This window comes from Geodermatophilus sp. FMUSA9-8 (assembly GCF_037034165.1).
Taxonomy (GTDB): Bacteria; Actinomycetota; Actinomycetes; order Mycobacteriales; family Geodermatophilaceae; genus Geodermatophilus; species Geodermatophilus nigrescens.
Map to the genome: position 1 here is coordinate 292985 of NZ_JBAGKE010000004.1, position 20373 is coordinate 313357.

The following is a 20373-nucleotide window of genomic DNA, read 5'->3' on the forward strand; positions in this document are numbered from 1 at the left end:
TGTCCGCCGTTCCCGCGCCGGGCGCTCCTAGACTCGTCGCGTGGACACCGCCGTGACCGACCCCGTGGTCGGCCTCGTCCTCGAGGGGCGCTACCGCCTCGAGGAGCGGGTGGCGCGCGGCGGCATGTCCACGGTCTACGCCGCCACCGACCTGCGGCTGCACCGCACGGTCGCGGTCAAGGTGATGGCCGAGCACCTCGCCCACGACGCGACGTTCGTCGACCGGTTCATCCGCGAGGCGCGCGCCGCGGCGATGCTCAGCCACCCGAACGTCGTCGGCGTCAGCGACCAGGGCAGCGACCAGGGCCTGGTGTTCCTGGTCATGGAGCTCGTCCGCGGCCGCACGCTGCGCGACCTGCTGCAGGCCCGCGGCCGGCTCACCGTCGGCGAGGCGTTCGCCGTCCTCGAGCCGGTGCTCGCCGGCCTCACCGCCGCGCACCGCGCCGGGATCGTGCACCGCGACGTCAAGCCGGAGAACGTGCTCATCGGCGTCGACGGGACGGTCAAGGTCGCCGACTTCGGGCTGGCCCGCGCGCTCACCGGCACCGGGCAGACCAGCCACACCGGCGGCGTGCTCATCGGCACCGTCGCCTACCTCTCCCCCGAGCAGCTCGAGCGCGGCCGCGCCGACGCCCGCAGCGACGTGTACGCCGCCGGCCTCGTGCTGTTCGAGATGCTCACCGGCCACCCGCCCTACGGCGGCGACACCCCGCTCGCCGTCGCCTACCAGCACGTGCACCACGACGTGCCCGAGCCCTCCTCCGAGGTGCCCGGCGTCCCGTGGCAGGTCGACGAGCTGGTCAAGCGCACCACCCGCCGCGACCCGGCCGTCCGGCCGCTGGACGCGGGCGCGTTCCTCGCCGACCTCGAGGACGTGCGCACCGACCTGGGCCTGGCCCGCGTGCCGGTGCCCACCGGGCGCAGCTCGGCCGGCCCCGGCACCATCCGCCCGACCAACCGGCCCTCGCGCCGGCACCCGTCCGAGCCCGGCCGCGACGGCCGGGAGCCCGGACGCGACTCGGAGCCCGGCACCGAGGTGCTCGGCGCCGGGCGCTCCTCGCGCGGCGGCCGCACCTCGATGCTGCCGGGCATGGGCGCGGGCCCCACCACCGACGTCGGCGGCCGCCGCCCGGCCCCCGCGACCCGGCCGGGGCTCTCGCCGCACGTGCGCAAGCGGCGGATGCGCCTCGCCGTCGCCGTCGTGCTGCTGCTGGCGGTCACCATCGGCGCCGTCGGTTGGTGGATGGGCTCGGGGCGCTGGACGCAGGTGCCGGCCGTCGTCGGCAGCGACCGCGCGGCCGCCGTCGACCTGCTGCAGGGCGCGGACCTCGACCCGGTGTTCGCCGAGGACGAGTTCAGCGAGACCGTGCCCGAGGGCATCGTCATCTCCGCCGACCCCGAGGGCGGCGAGGCGATCCGCAACAGCGACGTCGAGCTGGTCGTGTCCAAGGGCCCGGAGCGCTTCGTGGTGCCCACCGATCTCGTCGGGGACCCGATCGAGGCGGTGCGCGACCAGCTGCGCGAGACGCCGATCGCCCTCACCGAGCAGCCGGACTACAGCGACGACGTCCCGGCCGGCTCGGTCACCCGCTTCGAGCCCGAGGCCGGCACGCAGCTCACCCGCAACCAGCCGGTCACCGTCTTCGTCAGCCAGGGCCGGGCGCCGGTCGACGTCCCCAACGTCATCGGGCAGAGCGCCGACGCCGCCGAGGAGAACCTCGAGTCGCTGGGCTTCACCGTCACGCGCACCGAGGGCCGCAGCGCTGACGTCTCCACCGGCGCCGTCATGGCCGTCGACCCGGGCCCGGGCACCGAGGCGCCCTACGGCAGCACGATCACCATCCAGGTGTCGCTGGGCGTGCCGCAGGTGACCGTCCCCGACGTCGGCGGGGAGCGCGCCGCCGACGCCGTCGCCGCCCTGGAGGCCGCGGGCCTGCGGGTGACGACGTCGACGTTCATCACCGGCGACCGCGTCTACCGGCAGAGCCCCGCCCCGGGCACCGTCGTCGACCAGGGCAGCGAGGTCAGCCTGCTGCTCAGCTTCGGGTGACCCCGCCCCCGATCGGGGCGCACATCCAGGTCGCCGGCGGCCTGGCCACCGGAGGACTGCGCTACACCGACGACGTCGGCGCCCGGGCCGTGCAGGTGTTCGTGGGCAACCCGCGGGGCTGGAAGCGCAGCGCCGGCGACCCCGCGCAGGACGCCGCCTTTGTCGAGGGCCTCGCCGAGCGCGGCATCCCGTCGTTCGTGCACACGCCGTTCCTGGTCAACGTCGGCTCCCCCACCGCGGCCACCGTCGACCGCTCCGTCGAGACCATCGCCGCCGACCTCGCCCGCGGCGTGCAGCTCGGCGTCCGCGGCGTCGTGGTGCACGCGGGCTCCGCCGTCGACGAGGACCGCTACGAGGCCGCGCTGCGCCAGTTGCGCGAGCGGCTGCTGCCGGTGCTCGACGCGCTGCCCGACGACGGCCCGCGGCTGCTGGTCGAGCCCACGGCCGGCGGCGGGCGCTCGCTCGCGGCCACCGTCGAGGACCTCGGCCCCTACCTCGCGGCACTCGACATGCACCCGAAGGTGGGGGTCTGCCTGGACACCTGCCACGCGTGGGCGGCCGGGCACGACCTGGCCACCCCGGGCGGGGCGACGGCGACGCTCGACGCGCTGGAGGCCGCCGTCGGCCCCGGGCGGCTCGGGCTGGTGCACGCCAACGACTCCCTCGACGAGCGCGGCTCGAAGCGCGACCGGCACACCACCATCGGCGAGGGCTCGATCGGCGCCGCGGCGTTCGGCGAGCTGCTGGCCCACCCGTCGATGTCCGGCGTCCCGGTGGTGGTGGAGACGCCCAGTGCCGACCGCGGCCACGCCCGCGACATCGCCCTGCTCTGCGCCCTCCGCGACGGCCGCCCGCTGGAGACCTCCGCCGCCTGAGCGCACGGGGCGAGGGCCTACCGGTCGAGGAGGGCGGCGAGCACGTCGCCGGCGCGCTCGACGGCGGTCCGGTCGACGTCGAGGTGCGTGACCAGCCGGACGCGGCGCGGGCTCACCTGCGACACCAGGACGCCCTGCGCCTTGGCCGCCTCGGCCACCACGGGCGCGGGCACGTCGTCGACGACGACCATGTTCGTCTCGACCGTCGCCGGGTCGACGCCCAGGCGCTTGGCCAGCAGCCGCGCGTGCTCGTGGTCCTCGGCCAGCCGGGCGAAGTGGTGGTTCAGGGCGTACGACCCGGCCGCGGCGAGCACCCCGGCCTGCCGCATGCCGCCACCGAGGCGCTTGCGCCACAGCCGGCCGACGGCGATCCGCTCGGCGGAGGCCACCAGCACCGACCCGACCGGCGCGCCCAGCCCCTTGGACAGGCACACCGACGCGGTGTCGGCCAGCCGGCCGTAGGTGGCGAGCTCGACGCCGGCGGCGACGGAGGCGTTCCAGATCCGGGCGCCGTCGAGGTGCACGGCGACGCCGGCGCCGCGGGACCAGTCCCACAGCCGCTGCAGCTCCGCCAGCGGCTGCACCCGCCCACCGCCGCGGTTGTGCGTGTTCTCCACGGCGACGGCGGCGGTGGCGGTCAGGTGCCAGTCGCCGCGCGGGCGCACCTGGTCGATCAGCGCGTCCGCGTCGAGCAGCCCGCCGGCGGAGACGACCGTGCGGGTGGAGATGCCGAACACCGCGGCCGCGGCACCCATCTCGTAGGTGACCACGTGCGCGTCGGCGTCGCAGAGCACCTCCTGGCCGGGCTCGCAGACCAGCCGCATGCCGATCTGGTTGCCCATCGTCCCGGAGGGCACGAAGAGCGCGGCCTCGTGGCCGAACAGGTCCGCGACCCGCTCCTCGAGCGCCCGGATGGCCGGGTCCTCGCCGTAGACGTCGTCGCCCACCTCGGCCTCGGCCATCACCCGGCGCATCGCCGGGGTGGGCCGGGTGACGGTGTCGGAGCGGAGGTCGATCAGCCCGGGGGACACGGCCTCAGCCACGCAGCATCTCCGCCACGAGGAAGGCCAGCTCCAGGGACTGCCCGGTGTTCAGCCGCGGGTCGCAGGCCGTCTCGTACCGGCTGTTGAGGTCCTCGTCGCTGATCTCCATGGCGCCGCCGAGGCACTCGGTGACGTCCTCGCCGGTGAGCTCGACGTGGATGCCGCCGGGCCAGGTGCCGAGCGCCCGGTGCACGTCGAAGAAGCCGAGCACCTCGTCGACGACCCGGTCGAAGTGCCGGGTCTTGTAGCCGGTCGAGGACTCGTGGGTGTTGCCGTGCATCGGGTCGCACTGCCAGACGACCTGGTGGCCGCTGGCGGTGACCTTCTCCACGATCGCCGGGAGGACGTCGCGGATCTTGCCGTTGCCCATCCGGCTGATCAGCGTGAGCCGGCCGGGGACGCCGTCGGGGTCCAGGCGCTCGACGAGCTCGGTGGCCTGCTCCGGGGTCGTCGTCGGGCCGATCTTGACGCCGATCGGGTTGGCGATCCGCGACATGAACTCCACGTGCGCGCCGTCGAGCTGGCGGGTGCGCTCGCCGATCCACACGAAGTGCGCCGACGCCGCGAAGGGCCGGCCCTCGTGGTGCCGCAGGAGCGCGGCCTCGTAGTCGAGCACCAGCGCCTCGTGGCTGCTGTAGAGCTCCACGCCGCGCAGCGCGGTGTCGTCGACGCCGCAGGCCTTCATGAAGGCCAGGGCCCGGTCGATCTCGCGGGCGATGACCTCGTAGCGGACGCCGGCCGGCGAGCTCGCGACGAAGTCCTTGTTCCAGTCGTGCACGGCGTGCAGGTCGGCCAGGCCGCCGCGGGCGTAGGCGCGGATCATGTTCATCGCCGCGGCGGAGTTGGCGTAGGCGCGCACCAGCCGGTTCGGGTCGTGCACCCGCTTCTCGGCCACCGGCTCCAGCGAGTTGATCATGTCCCCGCGGTAGGACGGCAGGCCGAGGGCGTCGAGCTCGGAGGAGCGCGGCTTGGCGTACTGGCCGGCCACGCGCCCGACCTTCACCACCGGCACGCTCGCGCCGTAGGTGAGGACGACGGCCATCTGCAGCAGCGTGCGGGTGGTGCTCTGCAGGTGCGCGTCGGTGTTGAGGTCGAAGGTCTCCGCGCAGTCCCCGCCCTGCAGCAGGAAGGCGCGGCCCTGCGCCACCTCGGCCAGGCGGCCGCGCAGCTCGTCGACCTCGCTGGGCGCCACGATCGGCGGCACGGTCGACAGCGTCGTCAGGACGGAGTCCAGGGCCGCGCGGTCGGGCCAGGTCGGCTGCTGGGCGGCGGGCAGCTCCCGCCACCGGTCGGCGGCGGTCGCGGACTGCGGCAGGTTCACGCCTGCGAGGGTACGGCGGCCCCGCAGGTCAGCCGAAGAACACCTCCGCCTCGGCGTAGCGCTCCAGCGGCACGACCTTGAGCCGCGCGGTGGCCTCGGCGATCGGCACCGGCACGACGTCGGTGCCGCGCAGCGCCACCATCACCCCGGACAGGCCGGCGGCGAGCGCGTCGACGGCGGCCAGCCCGAACCGGGTGGCGAGCACCCGGTCGAACGCCGACGGGGTGCCCCCGCGCTGCACGTGCCCGAGCACCACCGCCCGCGACTCCCGCCCGGTCCGCTCCTCCAGGACGGCGGCCAGCGCGGCGCCGATCCCCCCGAGGCGCACGTGGCCGAAGGCGTCGGTCTGCCCCGTGGAGGTGACCAGGTCGCCGTCGGCCGGCCGCGCGCCCTCCGAGACGACGACGATCGGCGAGAAGCCGGAGTCGAAGCGGTGCAGGCAGTGCGCCACCACCGCGTCGACGTCGAAGGGCCGCTCGGGCACCAGCACCACGGTGGCGCCCCCGGCCATCCCCGCGTGCAGCGCGATCCAGCCCGCGTGCCGGCCCATCACCTCGACGACGAGCGTGCGGTGGTGGCTGTCGCCGGTGGTGTGCAGCCGGTCGATGGCCTCCATGGCCACGCCGACCGCGGTGTCGAAGCCGAACGTGTAGTCGGTGCCGTCGAGGTCGTTGTCGATCGTCTTGGGCACGCCGACCACCCGCACGCCCTCGGCGGCCAGCTTCGCCGCCACCCCGAGGGTGTCCTCCCCGCCCACCGGCACCAGCGCGTCGACACGGTGCCGCTGCAGCGTGGCGAGCACCCGCGCCGGCCCGTCGGGCGAGCCGTAGGGGTTGGTGCGCGAGGTGCCGAGCACGGTGCCCCCGCGCGGCAGCAGCCCCCGGACGGCGGCCACGTCGAGCGGCACGGCGTCGTCGTCCAGCAGGCCGCGCCAGCCGTCGCGGAAGCCGACCACCTCGTCGCCGGCCGCCGTCGCCTTCCGGACGACGGCGCGGATGACCGCGTTGAGGCCGGGGCAGTCGCCGCCGCCGGTCAGGATGCCGATGCGCATGCGTGCTCCCGGGGTGCAACCGCAGGTCCGGGCGCGATCCTGCCGCAGATCGGGCCCGCCGAGGAGGGGTCGGACCGGGCAGGATCGGCGCGTGGACCCCGCCGCGCTGCTCGCCCGGATGCCCTTCGCCGTCACCGCCGGGGTGGAGCTCGTCTCCGCCTCCCCCGCCGAGGTCACCGGCCGGCTGCCGTGGGCGCCGGAGCGCTGCACCGCGGGCGGGGTGCTGCACGGCGGCGCGCTCATGACGCTGGCCGACACCGTCGGCGCCGTCTGCGCCTTCCTCAACCTGCCGCCGGGGGCGACGACGTCGACGCTCGCCTCGGCCACCTCGCTGCTGCGCGCCGTCCGGGGCGGCGCCGCGCACGCCACCGCCCGCCCGCTGCACGTCGGCCGCTCGACGATCGTCGTCCTCACCGAGGTGACCGACGACGACGGCCGGCCGGTCGCCTCCGTCACGCAGACCCAGGCGGTCCTCGGCCCCGCCTGATCGCACGCCGGTCGCGGTCCTCACCGTCTGCCCCACCCGTCACAGACGCGCCCGTTCCGGTACATCCGCAGCCGCTGCCTGCCGAACCGACCGGCGGTGCCGGGAGGACCCCCGGCCCGGGAACAGGGGGACGAGATGCGTGTGCCGGGGATCGGCCAGTGGGGCATCAGGACGAAGGTGGTGGCGCTCGCGGTCGTGAGCGTGGCCGTCACCGGCGGCGCCATGGCGGGGGTGAGCGCCTGGCAGAGCGCGCGCTTCGCCGACACGACCCACGACTCGGTCACCGAGCTGGTCGACGACAGCGTCGCCCGGACCGCGGCCGGCGTGCACGACGTCGTCGCCACCCAGGGCCAGTCGACCGCCGCGGTGGTCGACAGCCAGCTCGCCGTCGCCCTCGACGTGCTCGCCCGCTCCGGCGGCCTGACCGTGGGCGGCCCCGGCGGACCCGTGCGCTGGGAGGCCAAGAACCAGCTCTCCGGCGAGGTCACCCCGATGGACCTGCCGCGGGTGGCCGTCGGCGGCGCGTGGCTCGGCCAGAACGCCGACCCCGCCGTGCCCACCGCCGTCGTCGACCAGATCAAGGCGCTGGTCGGCGGCACCGCCACGGTCTTCCAGCGGACGCCGTCGGGCGACATGCTGCGCGTGGCGACCAACGTCGTCTCGGCGACCGGCACCCGCGCGATCGGCACCTACATCCCCGCCACCAACCCCGACGGTGCACCGAACCCGGTCGTCTCGGCCGTCACCGCCGGGCAGACCTACCGGGGCAACGCCTTCGTCGTCGACTCCTGGTACGTCTCGGCCTACACGCCGCTGCTCGACCGGGCCGGCCAGCTGGTCGGCATGCTCTACGTGGGCGAGAAGCAGCAGTCGATCCCGGCGCTGCGCGAGAGCCTCGAGGCCACCGGCGTCGGCGACAACGGGCACGTCGAGGTCTGGGGCGGCACCGGCGACCGGGCGGGCACCGTACTGGTCAGCCCCGGCGGCGAGCGCGACGGCGAGCAGCTCATCGACGCCACCGACGCCGACGGCCGCCCGTGGGTGCGCGAGATCGTCGACGCCGCCGTGGCGCTGGAGGACGGCGCGCAGGCGACCGTGGCCTTCACCGACCCCGAGGCCGGCCCGAGCACCGCCACCGTCACCTACTACGCGCCGTGGGACTGGGTGCTCGTCACGATCGCCCGCGACGCCGACTTCACCGGCCCGGTCGACCGGCTCGACGACGGCCGCAGCGCGATGGTCACCGCCCTGGTGCTGGCCGCCGTCCTCGTCGCCCTGCTCGGCGGGGTCGTGGCCTGGCAGCTCGGCCGCCGCCTCACCGCGCCGCTGGAGCAGCTGCGCGCCCGGATGGCCGAGATCGCCGACGGCGAGGGCGACCTGACCCAGCGGATGCCGGTCACCGGCGACGACGAGGTCGGCCAGCTGTCCGCGGCGTTCAACCGCTTCGTCGACAAGGTCGCCGGCACCATCCGCGACATCGGCGGGTGCGCCCGCCAGGTGGCCGCGTCGGCCTCCGGGGTCGCCTCCGTGGCCGACGGGCTGGCCGGCCGGGCCGCGCGCAGCCGCGACCAGGCGCAGGCGGCGCAGACCGCGGCCAGCGACATCAGCGCCGGGGTGTCGGCGGCGGCCGCGGGCGCGGAGGAGATGGGGCTGTCGATCTCCGACATCGCCCGCAGCGCCGGCGAGGCCGCCGAGGTGGGCCGGCAGGCCGCCGAGCTGGCCCGCCAGACCGAGGGCGCCATCGCCGCGCTCGGCACCAGCTCGGCCGAGATCGGCGAGGTCGTGCGGGTCATCGCCGCTGTCGCCGAGCAGACCAACCTGCTCGCGCTCAACGCGACCATCGAGGCCGCGCGCGCCGGCGAGGCCGGCAAGGGCTTCGCCGTGGTGGCCAACGAGGTCAAGGAGCTCGCCCAGGAGGCGGCCCGCGCCAGCGACGACATCGCCCGCCGGGTGGAGGCCATCCAGGCCGACACCGGCACCGCGGTCGGCTCGATCACCCGCATCGCCGAGGTCGTGCACGCCATGAACGACCACCAGCTCACGATCGCCAGCGCGGTGGAGGAGCAGTCGGCGACCACCCGCGAGCTGACCCGCAGCGTCGCCGCGGCGGCCGACGGCGCGGGCTCGGTGTCCTCGACCCTCACCGTGGTGAGCACCGACGCCCGCGACAGCGCGGTCGACGTCGACCGGGCGCACGCCGCGGCGGTCGAGCTCGACGGCCTGTCGCAGGAGCTCACCCGCCTGCTCGCCGTCTTCACCGTCTGACCGCGCGCCTCCCCCGGAGGCGTCCCGATCGAGGCCGTCCGGCCCGCCGCTCAGCGGGCCCGGGCGGCCTCGATCGCGTTCCAGCGGGCGAGGTTGTAGCGGGCGTCGACGAGCGCGTCGTGCGTGCCGGCCGGCTTCGGCGGGAGCGCGGGCTGCCCGGCGTCGTCCCAGCGCTGCCGCAGCTCGCGGGTGAACCGCGGGACCGCGCGCGGCAGCGCCGTCATCGGGCCCCACAGCTGGGCGAGCGCCACGTGGTCGTAGGCGGCGAACCACGCCCACAGCTCCACCTCCTCCCCCGGTCCGGTGAGGAAGGCGAGCAGGTCGTCGCGGATGCGCCGGCGGTCGCGCCAGGCGCGGTCCGACGGCGGCGGCAGCTGGTCGAGCACGTTGCGGCGCACCCACGGGATGGCGCGGCGCTCGTCGAACTCGGTGCTCACCGCGTAGAACTCGCGCCCGGTCTCGTCGACGACGCCGATGGAGACGAGGTCGATCGTCGTCCCGTCCTCGATGAACTCGGTGTCGTAGAAGTACCGCCGCACGCCGCCCACCGTAGGCGGGCCCACCCGGCGTCAGCCCGCCCGGCGCCCGCCCAGGGAGGAGCGGCCGAACTCGCGGCCCTGCAGCGCCGCGATGTCGCGCTCGAGCTGCGGCACCCGGGCGGCCGACAGCCTCAGCACGAACCTCTCCGCCACGGCGCCGGTGACCGCCTGGCGCAGCGCCGAGACGACGCCGACCGAGCGGGGCACGAACACCCGCCGCCCGCGGGTCTCCAGGTTCTCCACCAGCGCCTCGGCGCAGTCCTCCACCGACGTGTAGGCGCCCAGGGGCCCCGGCAGCGACCGCCGGGTCTCGGCGAAGGTGGGCAGCGCCTCCTCGGTGTCGCGCACCATGTCGGTGTCGATCCACGTCGGGTGCGCGCTGGCCACGGTCACGCCGCGGTGCGCCACCTCCAGCCGCAGCGCGTCACCGAAGCGCTCCAGGCCCGCCTTGGCCGCGCAGTAGGCGCTCATCCCCGGCAGCACGGTGAAGGCCGCCGCGGAGCTCACCAGCAGCACGTGCCCGCGCCGCTCCGCGATGGCCGGCAGCGCGGCGTGCGCGGTGAGCACCGCCCCGGTCAGGTTGACCTCGATCGTCCGCGACAGCGCGTGCGCCGAGCCGGTCATCACCGTGGTCAGCGGCGCGATGCCGGCGTTGGCGACGACGACGTCGAGGCCGCCGAAGGTGTCCACGGTCCGCGCGACGGCGGTGCGCAGCGCCTCGGCGTCGGTGACGTCGCACTCCACCCACAGGTGCTCGGGACCGAGCTCGGCCGCCACCTGCGCGAGCAGCTCGGGCTCCAGGCCGGCCAGCGCCACGCGGGCGCCGCGGCGCGCGGCCCGCCGGGCCGGCTCCGCGCCGATCCCCCGGGCCGCGCCGGTGACCAGCACGACCTTCCCGGAGAGCGGGGTGCGGCTCCTGCGGGACCACGGCGCCATGGCGACTCCCTCGGTCGGCGCGCTCCTCGTTGAGCACTGCTCAAGAGCCGTTGTAGCCTGCTGACCGTTGCTCAGCAAGCCGGTCGACCGAAGGAGCTCCCTGGTGACGAGCACGCTGGACAGGCCCGCCCCGGGCGCGGAGCGCACCCGCGAGGTGGGCGTCGCGATCATCGGGTCGGGGTTCGCCGGCCTCGGGATGGCCATCGCCCTCCGGCGGCGCGGCGAGACCGACCTGGTGCTGCTCGAGCGGGCGCGCGACGTCGGCGGCACGTGGCGCGACAACGCCTACCCGGGGGCCGCCTGCGACGTGCAGTCCAACCTGTACTCCTTCTCCTTCGCGCCCAACCCGGACTGGCCGCGCTCCTACTCCGAGCAGCCGGAGATCCAGGCCTACCTGCAGGCCACCGCCGACCGCTTCGACGTCCGGCGGCACTGCGTCTTCGGCGCCGAGGTCACCGCCGCCCGCTGGGACGACGCCGCGCGGCGCTGGGAGATCGAGACGACGGCCGGCCGGTTCCGCGCCCGGGCGCTCGTCTCGGCCGCCGGCGCGCTGGCCGACCCGGTGTACCCCGACATCCCGGGGCTCGCGTCCTTCGCCGGCACCGTCATGCACTCCGCGCGCTGGGACGAGGGCCACGACCTCACCGGCGAGCGCGTCGCCGTCGTCGGCACCGGCGCCTCGGCCGTCCAGATCGTCCCGGCGATCCGGCCGCGGGTGGGCAGCCTCGCCGTCTACCAGCGGACGGCGCCGTGGATCGTGCCGCGCACCGACCACCCGGTGTCCCCGCGGGTGCAGCGGCTCTACCGCTGGGTGCCCGGCCTGCAGCGGCTGGTGCGCGCGGTCCTCTACCTCGTGCGCGAGTTCCTCGTCGTCGGCCTGGCGAAGGACCGCCGGTTCCTGCGGCCCGTGGGCCGGGTGGCGCGGGCCCACCTGCAGCGGCAGGTGCGCGACCCGCGGCTGCGGCGGGCGCTGACGCCGGACTACACGATCGGCTGCAAGCGCATCCTGATCAGCAACGACTACTACCCGGCGGTCTCGGCGCCCAACGCGGAGCTGGTCACCGCGGGCATCGCCGAGGTCCGCCCGCACTCGGTGGTGACCGTCGACGGCGTCGAGCGGCCCACCGACACGATCGTGCTGGCCACCGGGTTCGCCGTCACCGACCTGCCGATCGCGCGGCGGATCACCGGCCGCGACGGCCGCACCCTCGCCGACGTGTGGTCCGAGGGCATGGTCACCAACCGCGGCAGCACCGTGGCCGGCTTCCCCAACCTGTTCCTGCTGGTCGGGCCGAACGTCGGCGTCGGCCACACGTCGATGGTCTACATGATCGAGTCGCAGGTGGCCTACGTCGACGACGCGCTGCGGACCATGGCCGCCGAGGGCCTGGCGGTCCTGGAGACGACGCCGGAGGCGCAGGAGGCCTACCGCGAGCTCGTCGCCCGCCGCTCCCGCGGCACGGTGTGGCTCGCCGGCGGCTGCGCCAGCTGGTACCTCGACCGGCACGGCCACAACACCACGCTCTGGCCGGACTTCACCTTCCGGTTCCGCAGGCTGACCCGGCGGCTGGACCGGGAGAACTACGTCGGCACCCCGGAGGCCGCCGCGTGAGCACGCCACCGCCCCTCCGCCTGCGCCGCACGGCCGCCGTCGCCACCGACGACGGCGCCCTGCTGCACGCCACCGTCGACGGCCGCGACGACGCCCCCGTCACCCTCGTCCTCGCGCACGGCTGGACCCTGTCGCAGGCCGCCTGGGACGACGTCGCCGCGCTGCTGGGCGGCCAGGTCGCCGACGGCCGGCTGCGGCTGGTGCGCTACGACCAGCGCGGCCACGGCCGCTCGAGCTGGGGCACCGCCGACGTCTCCATCGACCGGCTCGGCGCCGACCTCGGCACCGTCCTCGACGCGCTCGTCCCCACCGGGCCGGTCGTGCTCGGCGGCCACTCGATGGGCGGCATGACGATCATGTGCCTGGCCGCCGCCCGTCCCGAGCTGTTCGGCGACCGCGTCCGCGGCGTCGCGCTCGTCTCGACGTCGGCCGGTGACCTGCAGCCCGCCCCGCGCACCCGCGCCGAGCGGGTCCGGCAGCGGCTCACCCCCGGCGCGCTCACGCTGGCAGTGGCCGGCGCGCGCGTGGTCGAGCGGCTGCGCCGCCTCGTGCCGCCGGAGCACCCGCGGCACCGGGCGGTCGTGCGCGACCTGCTCTACGGCGACGACGCGACCGACGCCATGGTGCGGGCGGGCGCCGAGATCATGCACGCCACCACGGTGCGGGCGTTCACGGCGTTCCTGCCGGCGCTGGGCGCCCACGACGTGCGCACCGAGCTCGCCGCGCTCACCCGGGTGCCGGTGGAGGTGCTCGTCGGCGACGGCGACAGGCTGACCCCGGTGCGGCACAGCCGGCAGCTGGCGCAGGCGCTGCCCGACGCGCGGCTGCAGGTGGTGCCGCGCACCGGACACATGCTCCCCGACGAGCGGCCCTCCCTGGTCGCCGCCTCGATCGCCCGGCTGCTCACCGAGGCCGCGGCCGCCCGGGCCGCCGCCTGAGCCGGCCGTGACCGCCCCTGTCCCTCCCCCGCGCTCCCGCCGGTCGGCCGCCGACCGGCGGGAGCAGCTGGTCGGCATCGGCCTGCAGCTGCTGCCCACCACGCCGGTGCAGGAGCTGACCATCGACGAGGTGGCCCGGCGGGCGGGCATCAGCCGCAGCCTGCTGTTCCACTACTTCCCGTCCAAGCGGGACTACTACCGGGCGGTGACCCGGGCGGCGGCCGACCTGCTGCGCACCCACCTCACCCCGCCGGACGGCGTCCCGGCGGCGGAGCGTCCCGCGTGGATGCTCGACCGCTACGTCGGCTGGGTGGAGACCTACCGCGAGACCCACCTGGCGTTCGTCCGCGGCGCGACCGGTGGCGACCCGTGGGTGGCCGAGGTCTACGAGGAGACGCGCGAGGCGCTGGTCGACCTCGGCATGGGGGCGCTCGGCATGGACGCGCTCGGCGGCCCCGAGGACCCGCTGCGCCGGCAGCTGGTGCGCTCCTGGTTCGCCTTCACCGAGGACCTGGTGCACCAGTGGGTGCGCGAGCCCGCGACCAGCCGCGAGGACCTGCTCGCGCTGCTCACCGACGTCCTGGGACGCCTGCTGGACCGCTAGCCGGCGAGGGTGTCGGGCGCGCGGTCGCCGGCCTCGCCGGCCGGGGGCGGCAGCACGCCGGGCCGCCCGCCGGCGGCCTGCGCCTTCTTCACCGAGGCGCCGTAGACGTCGACGTACTCCTGGCCCGACAGCGTCATGACCTCGTACATGATCTCGTCGGTGATCGACCGCTCGACGAAGCGGTCACCGGCCAGGCCCTCGTAGCGGGAGAAGTCGAGCGGCTCGCCGAAGCGCACGCAGACCCGCGGCAGCCGCGACCCGAACGGCATCCGCCGCGGCGTGTAGGTCATGGCCACCGGGACGACGGGGGCGCCGGTCTCCAGCGTCATGCGGGCGACGCCGGTCTTGCCGCGGTAGAGCCGGCCGTCGGGCGAGCGGGTGCCCTCGGGGTAGATGCCGAGCAGCTTGCCCTGCTCGAGGATGCCGATGCCGGTGCGGATCGCGCCCTCGGCGGCGGTGGCGCTCGACCGGTCGATCGGCACCTGGCCCGCGCCGGAGAAGAACGCCCGCTGCAGGCGCCCCTTCACGCCGCGGCCGGTGAAGTACTCGGCCTTGGCCAGGAAGGTGACCCGCCGCCGCAGCGACAGCGGCATGAAGATCCAGTCGGCGGCCGACAGGTGGTTGCTCGCGAGGATCGCCGCGCCGTCGGCGGGGACGTGCTCCCGCCCCTCGGCCCGCGGCCGGAAGACCAGCCTCACGGCGGGGCCGATCGCGACGAACTTGAGGAACCAGTAGAACAACACGCCTCCCTGTGGAACTGCCAGACTAGGGAGCCGGGCGTCCCGGCGACAATCGACCCCCCGGTCGCGCGCGTCCGCACCGGCCCGACCGCCGTCCGCCGAGGAGGACCCCGTGGCTGCAGCGCCGTCCCCGCCCGCGCAGGGGTCGCCGTCGTGACGACCCCGCGACGCGGCCGCGGCCGCCGGGACAACGGTCTCGACGCGCCCCTGTGGGCCCCGCTGCGCGACGTCGACCCGCGGGTCGGCGAGCACCTCCTCGACGTGCTGCGCGAGGCCGGGATCGCGGCCTACCTCGAGCCCGCCGCCGACGTCGGCCCCTACACCCGCACCGTGTTCCTCCCGAGCCCGCCGGCCGACCGGCTCTTCGTCGACCGGGCGCGGCTGCGCGAGGGCCGCTCGCTGGTCGAGCGGCACGCCGACGACCACGTCCCGGCCGCGGGCCCCGCCGCCGAGCGCCGCTCCACCCGCCCCGACCTCGACGAGGACGCCGAGTGGCGGCGCATCGTGGCCGCCTACGAGGCCGAGCACGGGCGGACCGTCGTCGAGGAGTCGCGGCCCGCCCCTCCGCCGGCCCCCGCCCCGGCCGAGGACACGACGCGGCACACCGCCCGGGACACCGTCCGGGACACCGCCGGGGACGCCGACGACGACGCGGACGAGGAGCACTACGAGCCGCCGCCCGCCCCGCCGGTGCCCGTGCCCTCGCCGTCGACGCTCTACGCCGTGCTGCTGGCCGCGGCCGGCGTCGTGCTGGTCGGCGCCCCGCGGGTGCTGGGCCTGACCACCGACACCGGCCTGGTGCTGGGGGTCGCGGCGCTGGTCGGCAGCGCCGGGCTGTTCCTGTCCCGGATGCGCGAGCGCTCCACCGACGACGGCGACGACGGCGCCGTCGTCTGACGGGTCAGCCGCCGGTCTCCTGCGCGCAGACGGTGGCCCGCGCGAGGTCGGCGGCACCCACCAGGCCGGCCTGCGCGCCCAGCGTGGCGGCGACGACCTCCGGCCCGGGCCGGAACCCGCGGCCGGGCAGCACCCGGTCCAGCCGCTCGCGGGCCGGCCGCAGCACCATCTCGCCGAGCACGCTGACCCCGCCGCCGATGACGACGACGTCGGGGTCGAGCACCGCGGCGAGGTCGGCGATGCCCTGGCCGAGCCACTCGCCGACGTCGGTGACCAGCGCCAGCGCCACCGGGTCGCCGTCGGCCGCGGCGCGCGCGACGTCCTCGCCGGTGAGCCGCGTGGGGTCGCCGTCGACGCGGTCGAGCAGCCGGGCGGCCGCCGCCGGTGAGCGGGTGGCCACCTCGCGGGCGGTGGTGGCCAGTGCGCTCCCGCTGGCGTACTGCTCCCAGCAGCCGCGGTTGCCGCACGGGCACAGCCGGCCGTCGGGTACCACGCGCATGTGGCCCCACTCCCCCGCGACGCCGTGCGCGCCGCGCTGCAGCCGGCCGCCGGCGACGATCCCGCCGCCGATGCCGGTGCCGAGCGTGACGCACAGCGCGAGGTCGGCGCCCCGGGCGGCGCCGAAGCGGTACTCGGCCCAGGCGGCGGCGTCGGCGTCGTTGCCCACCCACAGCGGCCGCCGCAGCCGGGCGGCCAGGTCACGGCGCAGCGAACTGTGCCGCCAGGCGAGGTGCGGGCTGAACAGCACGACGTCGCCGGTGCGGTCGAACCACCCGGCCGCGCCGACGCCGACCGCGGCGAGCTCTCCCCCGTGCGCGGCGGCGAGCTCCTCGACCACCGCGGCGATCGCCGTCTCGGTCTCACCCACCGTCGCGGTGGGCGTGGACCGGCGGGCGGTGGCCAGGACCGTGCCGTCGGGGGCGACGACGCCGCCGGCGACCTTGGTGCCGCCGACGTCGACGCCCAGCGCCGGCAGCGCGGCCGCGTCCACTAGGCGATCTCGATGTGCTGCACCGGCGGCGCCGGCGGGGGTGGTGCGGGCGCGGGCTGCTCGGGCTGCTCCGGCGCGGCCCGCCGCTCCTCCTCGGCAGCGGCGGCCGCGGCGGCCATCGCGCGCAGGGCGGTCGCGGCGCTGGTGAGCGCGTCGGCCAGCGCCTCGCTCACCTCCGGGCGGCGCACGACGGCGGCGACCTGGCACACCGGGCACCAGCGGCAGTCCCCGCCGGGCACGTGCCCGTCCCCGTCCGGCCGGCCCTGGAGGCCGGGTCCCTGCAGGCCCGGCCCCTGGAGACCCAGCCCCTGGAGGTCGAGTCCCTGCAGGCCCAGGCCCGCGACCAGCCGGCGGGCCTGCTCGACCCAGTCGGTCGCCTCGCTCACCGCGTTCCCCCCTCGTCCCGGCCCGGCTCCGGCTGCTGGGCGGCCAGCAGGTCGGCCGGCCACTGCTGCGGGTCCGCCGCGAACCCGACCTGCAGCCGCGCGCGGGCGGTGCCGGCGTCGGCCAGGCTGCCCGAGGTGACCACGCACCGCCGCAGCAGCGCGTCCAGCCGCAGCGACCGGCGGGTGCCCGCGGCGGTGAGCACGAGGTCGTCCTCCCAGCGGGTCAGGCCGACGTCGGCCCGCTCGGCGAAGGGCAGCGGCAGCACCAGCCGCCAGCCGCCGTCGACCCGCTCGGGCGCGGGCGCCGGGGCCGGCTCCCCGGCGGGCCCGGGCAGGTCGGGCAGCAGCGCGGCCAGCGCGGCGGCGCCCCGCGGCGCGGCCGCGGACTCCGGCACCTGCACGACCTCCGCCACCTCGGCCAGCGCGGCCAGCGACTCCTCCTGCTCCGCGCGGCGCGCGGCCCACCAGCCGCCGGCGGCCGCGTCGGGCAGCACCCGGGCGAGCACCCCGGTCGGGGTCTGGCCGTGCACGGCCAGCGCCGTGGTGGCGTGGCGCAGGGCGGCGGCCGCGCCCGGCCTGGGCACGGCGACCAGCCGGACGGCGGTGGCCGACGGGTCGGTGAGGGCCTGGGCGCCCAGCCAGGACTCCAGCTCCGGGACGGCGGCGAGCGCGACGTCGACCGCGCCGCGGCGGACCGTGCCCGCGCGGACGGCGGCGGTGCGGACCGCCCCCAGCATCCGCAGCCGCGTGGGCAGCGCCTGCTCCAGCCACCAGCGCAGCGCCCCGGGCAGCGCGACGAGCCCGGCCGCCGTCTCCAGCGGGCCGGCGTCGAGGACGACCAGGTCGGCGTCGCCGGCGCGCGCGAGCGCAGCCAGCAGCGTCACCTCCCGCGCCCCGGGCAGCGGGACCACCGACGTGGCGGGCGGCAGCGCCAGGTCGGGGACGGCGGCCGTCAGCTCGGCGCCCCACCGCTCCCACAGCCGCTCGAGCCCCGCGCGCGGATCGGCGCGGACGACCTCGACGCCCGAGTCCGCGACGCCGGCCGGCGGCTCCTGCGCGGTCACGAGCGCCACCCGCCGCCCGGCGCCCGCGGCGCGGACCGCGGCGGCCGCCGCGACGGTGGTCGTGCCGGCCCCGCCGGGACCGGTGAACAGCAGGGTGCGCACGGGCGGCTCAGCCCTCGACGCGCTTCTTGAGCTCCTTGAGCGCGGTGTCGAGGATGACCTTCTCGGCGCGGCGCTTGAGCATCCCGATCATCGGCACCGCCATGTCGACGGTGAGCCGGTAGGTGACCTCGGTGCCGCCGCCGGTCTCGCGGAGCGTGTAGGAGCCGTCCTGCCGCTTCATGATCTTGCTCTGCACGAGGGTCCAGGAGACCTGCCGGTCGCCGTCCCAGGTGTAGTCGAGGACGTACTCGTCGGTGAGGACGGTGGCGTCGATGACGAAGCGCACCCGGCGGGCGCGGCCGTCGGGCCCCGTCTCCTGCACCTCGACGGTGCGGGCCGCCTTCACCCACTGCGGATAGGCCGGGAAGTCGGCGATCACCGCCATCACGTCGGCCGCCGGGGCGGCGACGACGATCGACTGGGTCGACTGCTCGGCCATGGCCTGAGGCTAGCCGCTCCGCTCCCGCCCGCGGGCCGGGCCGCCCGGCTGCGGCTACTCACCGGTAGGCGCAGCCGGTAGATTCGTCGGGACGTGTCCCGCCGCGGGACCGCGGGCACCGGCGCCCCGGCCGAGCGGGGAGAGAGGACCGAGCGTGCGCGAGTACAGCGTCCCCGCGACGAGCGAGGTGGGCCCGGACGCGGCCCTGACCGACATGCTGACCGAGAACGTCGAGAAGCACGGCGACGAGGTCGGCCTCCGCATCCAGCGCGGCGGGCGGTGGGAGGACGTCACCTGGCGCCAGTTCGGCGAGCAGGTGACCGGCGTGGCCAAGGGCCTGATCGCCGCCGGCGTGCAGCCCGGCGACCGGGTCGCCCTGCAGGCCAAGACCCGCTACGAGTGGCCGCTGTTCGACTTCGCCATCTGGACGGCGGGCGCGGTCACGGTGCCGGTCTACGAGACCTCCAGCCCCGACCAGGTGGCCTGGATCCTCGCCGACTCCGGCGCCGTCGCCGCCGTCGTCGAGCGCGCCGAGCACGCCTCGGCCGTCGACTCCGTGCGGGACCAGGCGCCCGACCTCGGGCCGCTGTACGTCATCGACGACGACGCCGTCGCCACCCTCACCGCCGCCGGCGCCGACGTGCCCGACAGCGAGCTGGCCGCCCGCCGCGCCACGCTGAACGCGGACAGCCTGGCCACGCTCATCTACACCTCGGGCACCACGGGCCGGCCGAAGGGCTGCGAGCTCACCCACGGCAACTTCCTGTTCGAGATCGACAACGGCATCACGCTGCTGGACCGGTTCCTCGGCGAGGACGAGTCGCTGCTGCTGTTCATCCCCCTCGCGCACGTGCTGGCCCGCGTCCTGCAGGTCGGCGCGGTGAAGACCCGCACGATCACCGGCCACACGCCGGACGTGAAGAACCTGCTCGAGGACCTCGGCGCCTTCAAGCCGTCGTTCGTCCTCGCGGTGCCGCGCGTGTTCGAGAAGGTCTTCAACTCCGCGAAGGCCAAGGCGGAGGCCGACGGCAAGGGGAAGATCTTCGACCGCGCCGCCGCCGTCGCCATCGCCTGGTCGCGGGCGCAGGACACCGGCGGCGCGGGCCTCGGCCTGCGGCTGCAGCACGCGCTGTTCGACCGGCTGGTCTACGGCAAGCTGCGCGCCGCGCTCGGCGGCCGGTGCCTGGGCGCCATCTCCGGCGGCGCCCCGCTCGGCGAGCGGCTGGGCCACTTCTTCCGCGGCATCGGCGTCACCGTCTTCGAGGGCTACGGCCTCACCGAGACCACCGCCGCCGCGTCGGTCAACCACGAGAAGGCGCTGCGCATCGGCACGGTCGGCCGGCCGCTGCCCGGCGTCTCGTTCCGGATCGCGGAGGACGGCGAGATCCTCATCCGCGGCGGCGTCGTCATGCGCGGCTACTGGAAGAACGAGCAGGCCACCGCCGAGGCCATGGACGCCGAGGGCTGGTTCCACACCGGCGACATCGGCGAGATCGACGCCGACGGGTTCACGAAGATCACCGGGCGCAAGAAGGAGATCCTGGTGACCGCGGGCGGCAAGAACGTCGCCCCCGCCGTCCTCGAGGACCGGCTGCGCGCGCACCGTCTGGTCAGCCAGTGCATCGTCGTCGGCGACCAGCGGCCGTTCATCGCCGCGCTGGTCACCCTCGACGCCGAGGCGCTGCCGCTGTGGCTGGAGTCGAAGGGCAAGCCCGCCGACACCCCGGTCGCGGCGCTGGCCGACGACCCCGACGTCAAGGCCGAGCTCGACGCCGCCGTCGCCGACGCCAACCGGGCCGTCTCCCAGGCGGAGGCGATCAAGAGGTACCGGGTGCTGGCCACCGACTTCACCGAGGAGAACGGGATGCTCACCCCGAGCCTCAAGCTGAAGCGCTCCGTGGTGGTCAAGGAGTTCGACGCCGAGGTCGAGGCGCTCTACAGCCGCTGACCCCGCCCGCCGCGAGCCCCCTCCCGCACCGCGGGAGGGGGCTCGCGCCGTTCCAGGCCCCGGGCTCTTCGGGGCCCGTGCCGTT

At 76.3% G+C, this 20373-nt stretch carries 19 protein-coding genes; 9 read left to right on the top strand and 10 right to left on the bottom strand.

The features are described 5' to 3' along the window. Positions 1-40 precede the first annotated feature (40 nt). Both pknB and WA616_RS11175 read left to right on the top strand, forming a co-directional pair. Complete coding sequence (gene pknB, locus WA616_RS11170) at positions 41-2050, top strand: Stk1 family PASTA domain-containing Ser/Thr kinase (RefSeq protein ID WP_336029767.1); 2010 nt, start codon at positions 41-43, stop codon at positions 2048-2050. Then, positions 2047-2925, top strand: coding sequence for a deoxyribonuclease IV (locus tag WA616_RS11175; protein WP_336029768.1), 879 nt, complete (start codon positions 2047-2049; stop codon positions 2923-2925). Before pknB ends, WA616_RS11175 begins: the two co-directional genes overlap by 4 nt. 17 nt (positions 2926-2942) lie before the next feature. On the opposite strand, the gene WA616_RS11180 is transcribed toward WA616_RS11175, so the two are convergent. From WA616_RS11180 to WA616_RS11190, 3 genes are read right to left on the bottom strand one after another with little or no spacing between them, the layout of a single operon-like run. Continuing rightward, a complete protein-coding gene (locus WA616_RS11180; protein ID WP_336029769.1) occupies positions 2943-3968 on the bottom strand; it encodes a threonine aldolase family protein in 1026 nt (341 codons plus the stop codon). Further along, on the bottom strand, positions 3961-5289 hold the full coding sequence (locus tag WA616_RS11185) for a class II 3-deoxy-7-phosphoheptulonate synthase (RefSeq protein WP_336029772.1): 1329 nt from the start codon (positions 5287-5289) through the stop codon (positions 3961-3963). The genes WA616_RS11180 and WA616_RS11185 overlap by 8 nt, the downstream gene beginning before the upstream one ends. A gap of 28 nt (positions 5290-5317) precedes the next feature. Further along, complete coding sequence (locus WA616_RS11190; protein ID WP_336029773.1) at positions 5318-6340, bottom strand: ATP-dependent 6-phosphofructokinase; 1023 nt, start codon at positions 6338-6340, stop codon at positions 5318-5320. 91 nt (positions 6341-6431) lie between these two features. Here WA616_RS11190 and WA616_RS11195 point away from each other — a divergent pair, with 91 nt between their 5' ends. Both WA616_RS11195 and WA616_RS11200 read left to right on the top strand, forming a co-directional pair. Then, complete coding sequence (locus WA616_RS11195) at positions 6432-6827, top strand: PaaI family thioesterase (protein ID WP_336029776.1); 396 nt, start codon at positions 6432-6434, stop codon at positions 6825-6827. A 135-nt stretch (positions 6828-6962) separates the two neighbouring features. After that, positions 6963-9092, top strand: coding sequence for a methyl-accepting chemotaxis protein (locus WA616_RS11200; protein ID WP_336029778.1), 2130 nt, complete (start codon positions 6963-6965; stop codon positions 9090-9092). A gap of 50 nt (positions 9093-9142) precedes the next feature. Here WA616_RS11200 and WA616_RS11205 read toward each other — a convergent pair whose 3' ends face one another. Together WA616_RS11205 and WA616_RS11210 are read right to left on the bottom strand one after the other, a co-directional pair. Continuing rightward, positions 9143-9631 carry a polyadenylate-specific 3'-exoribonuclease AS gene (locus WA616_RS11205; RefSeq protein WP_073422376.1) on the bottom strand — a complete coding sequence of 163 codons (489 nt, stop codon included), beginning with the start codon at positions 9629-9631 and terminating at the stop codon, positions 9143-9145. Positions 9632-9661: 30 nt separating this feature from the next. Further along, on the bottom strand, positions 9662-10567 hold the full coding sequence (locus tag WA616_RS11210; RefSeq protein ID WP_336029782.1) for a short-chain dehydrogenase/reductase: 906 nt from the start codon (positions 10565-10567) through the stop codon (positions 9662-9664). 103 nt (positions 10568-10670) lie between these two features. Between WA616_RS11210 and WA616_RS11215 the strand changes: the two genes are divergently transcribed. The 3 genes from WA616_RS11215 to WA616_RS11225 are packed head-to-tail and all read left to right on the top strand — an operon-like array spanning position 10671 to position 13721. Continuing rightward, a complete protein-coding gene (locus tag WA616_RS11215; RefSeq protein WP_336029785.1) occupies positions 10671-12179 on the top strand; it encodes a flavin-containing monooxygenase in 1509 nt (502 codons plus the stop codon). Continuing rightward, positions 12176-13117: an alpha/beta fold hydrolase gene (locus WA616_RS11220; RefSeq protein WP_336029787.1), complete on the top strand. Its 942-nt coding sequence runs from the start codon at positions 12176-12178 to the stop codon at positions 13115-13117. The genes WA616_RS11215 and WA616_RS11220 overlap by 4 nt, the downstream gene beginning before the upstream one ends. Positions 13118-13124: 7 nt before the next feature. Then, positions 13125-13721 (top strand): TetR/AcrR family transcriptional regulator, encoded by a 597-nt coding sequence (locus WA616_RS11225; protein WP_336029789.1) that lies wholly within the window; start codon positions 13125-13127, stop codon positions 13719-13721. Here the strand turns inward: WA616_RS11225 and WA616_RS11230 are convergent. Further along, positions 13718-14464 (bottom strand): lysophospholipid acyltransferase family protein, encoded by a 747-nt coding sequence (locus tag WA616_RS11230; protein WP_336029791.1) that lies wholly within the window; start codon positions 14462-14464, stop codon positions 13718-13720. The genes WA616_RS11225 and WA616_RS11230 overlap by 4 nt on opposite strands. Before the next feature lie 150 nt (positions 14465-14614). Here WA616_RS11230 and WA616_RS11235 point away from each other — a divergent pair, with 150 nt between their 5' ends. Further along, the gene (locus tag WA616_RS11235) at positions 14615-15358 is read left to right on the top strand and encodes a hypothetical protein (RefSeq protein WP_336029793.1); all 744 of its coding nucleotides are present in this window, start codon (positions 14615-14617) and stop codon (positions 15356-15358) included. 4 nt (positions 15359-15362) lie between these two features. Here the strand turns inward: WA616_RS11235 and WA616_RS11240 are convergent, their stop codons facing one another. The 4 genes from WA616_RS11240 to WA616_RS11255 are packed head-to-tail and all read right to left on the bottom strand — an operon-like array spanning position 15363 to position 18340. Beyond that, on the bottom strand, positions 15363-16349 hold the full coding sequence (locus tag WA616_RS11240; RefSeq protein ID WP_336029795.1) for an ROK family glucokinase: 987 nt from the start codon (positions 16347-16349) through the stop codon (positions 15363-15365). Beyond that, positions 16349-16735: a hypothetical protein gene (locus tag WA616_RS11245; protein ID WP_336029797.1), complete on the bottom strand. Its 387-nt coding sequence runs from the start codon at positions 16733-16735 to the stop codon at positions 16349-16351. The genes WA616_RS11240 and WA616_RS11245 overlap by 1 nt, the downstream gene beginning before the upstream one ends. Then, positions 16732-17901: an ArsA family ATPase gene (locus WA616_RS11250; RefSeq protein WP_336029800.1), complete on the bottom strand. Its 1170-nt coding sequence runs from the start codon at positions 17899-17901 to the stop codon at positions 16732-16734. The genes WA616_RS11245 and WA616_RS11250 overlap by 4 nt, the downstream gene beginning before the upstream one ends. A gap of 7 nt (positions 17902-17908) precedes the next feature. After that, entirely contained in the window at positions 17909-18340 is a 432-nt protein-coding gene (locus tag WA616_RS11255; protein WP_336029801.1) for an SRPBCC family protein, read from the bottom strand. A gap of 154 nt (positions 18341-18494) precedes the next feature. Between WA616_RS11255 and WA616_RS11260 the strand changes: the two genes are divergently transcribed. After that, positions 18495-20288 carry an AMP-dependent synthetase/ligase gene (locus WA616_RS11260; RefSeq protein ID WP_336029803.1) on the top strand — a complete coding sequence of 598 codons (1794 nt, stop codon included), beginning with the start codon at positions 18495-18497 and terminating at the stop codon, positions 20286-20288. Positions 20289-20373 lie beyond the last annotated feature (85 nt).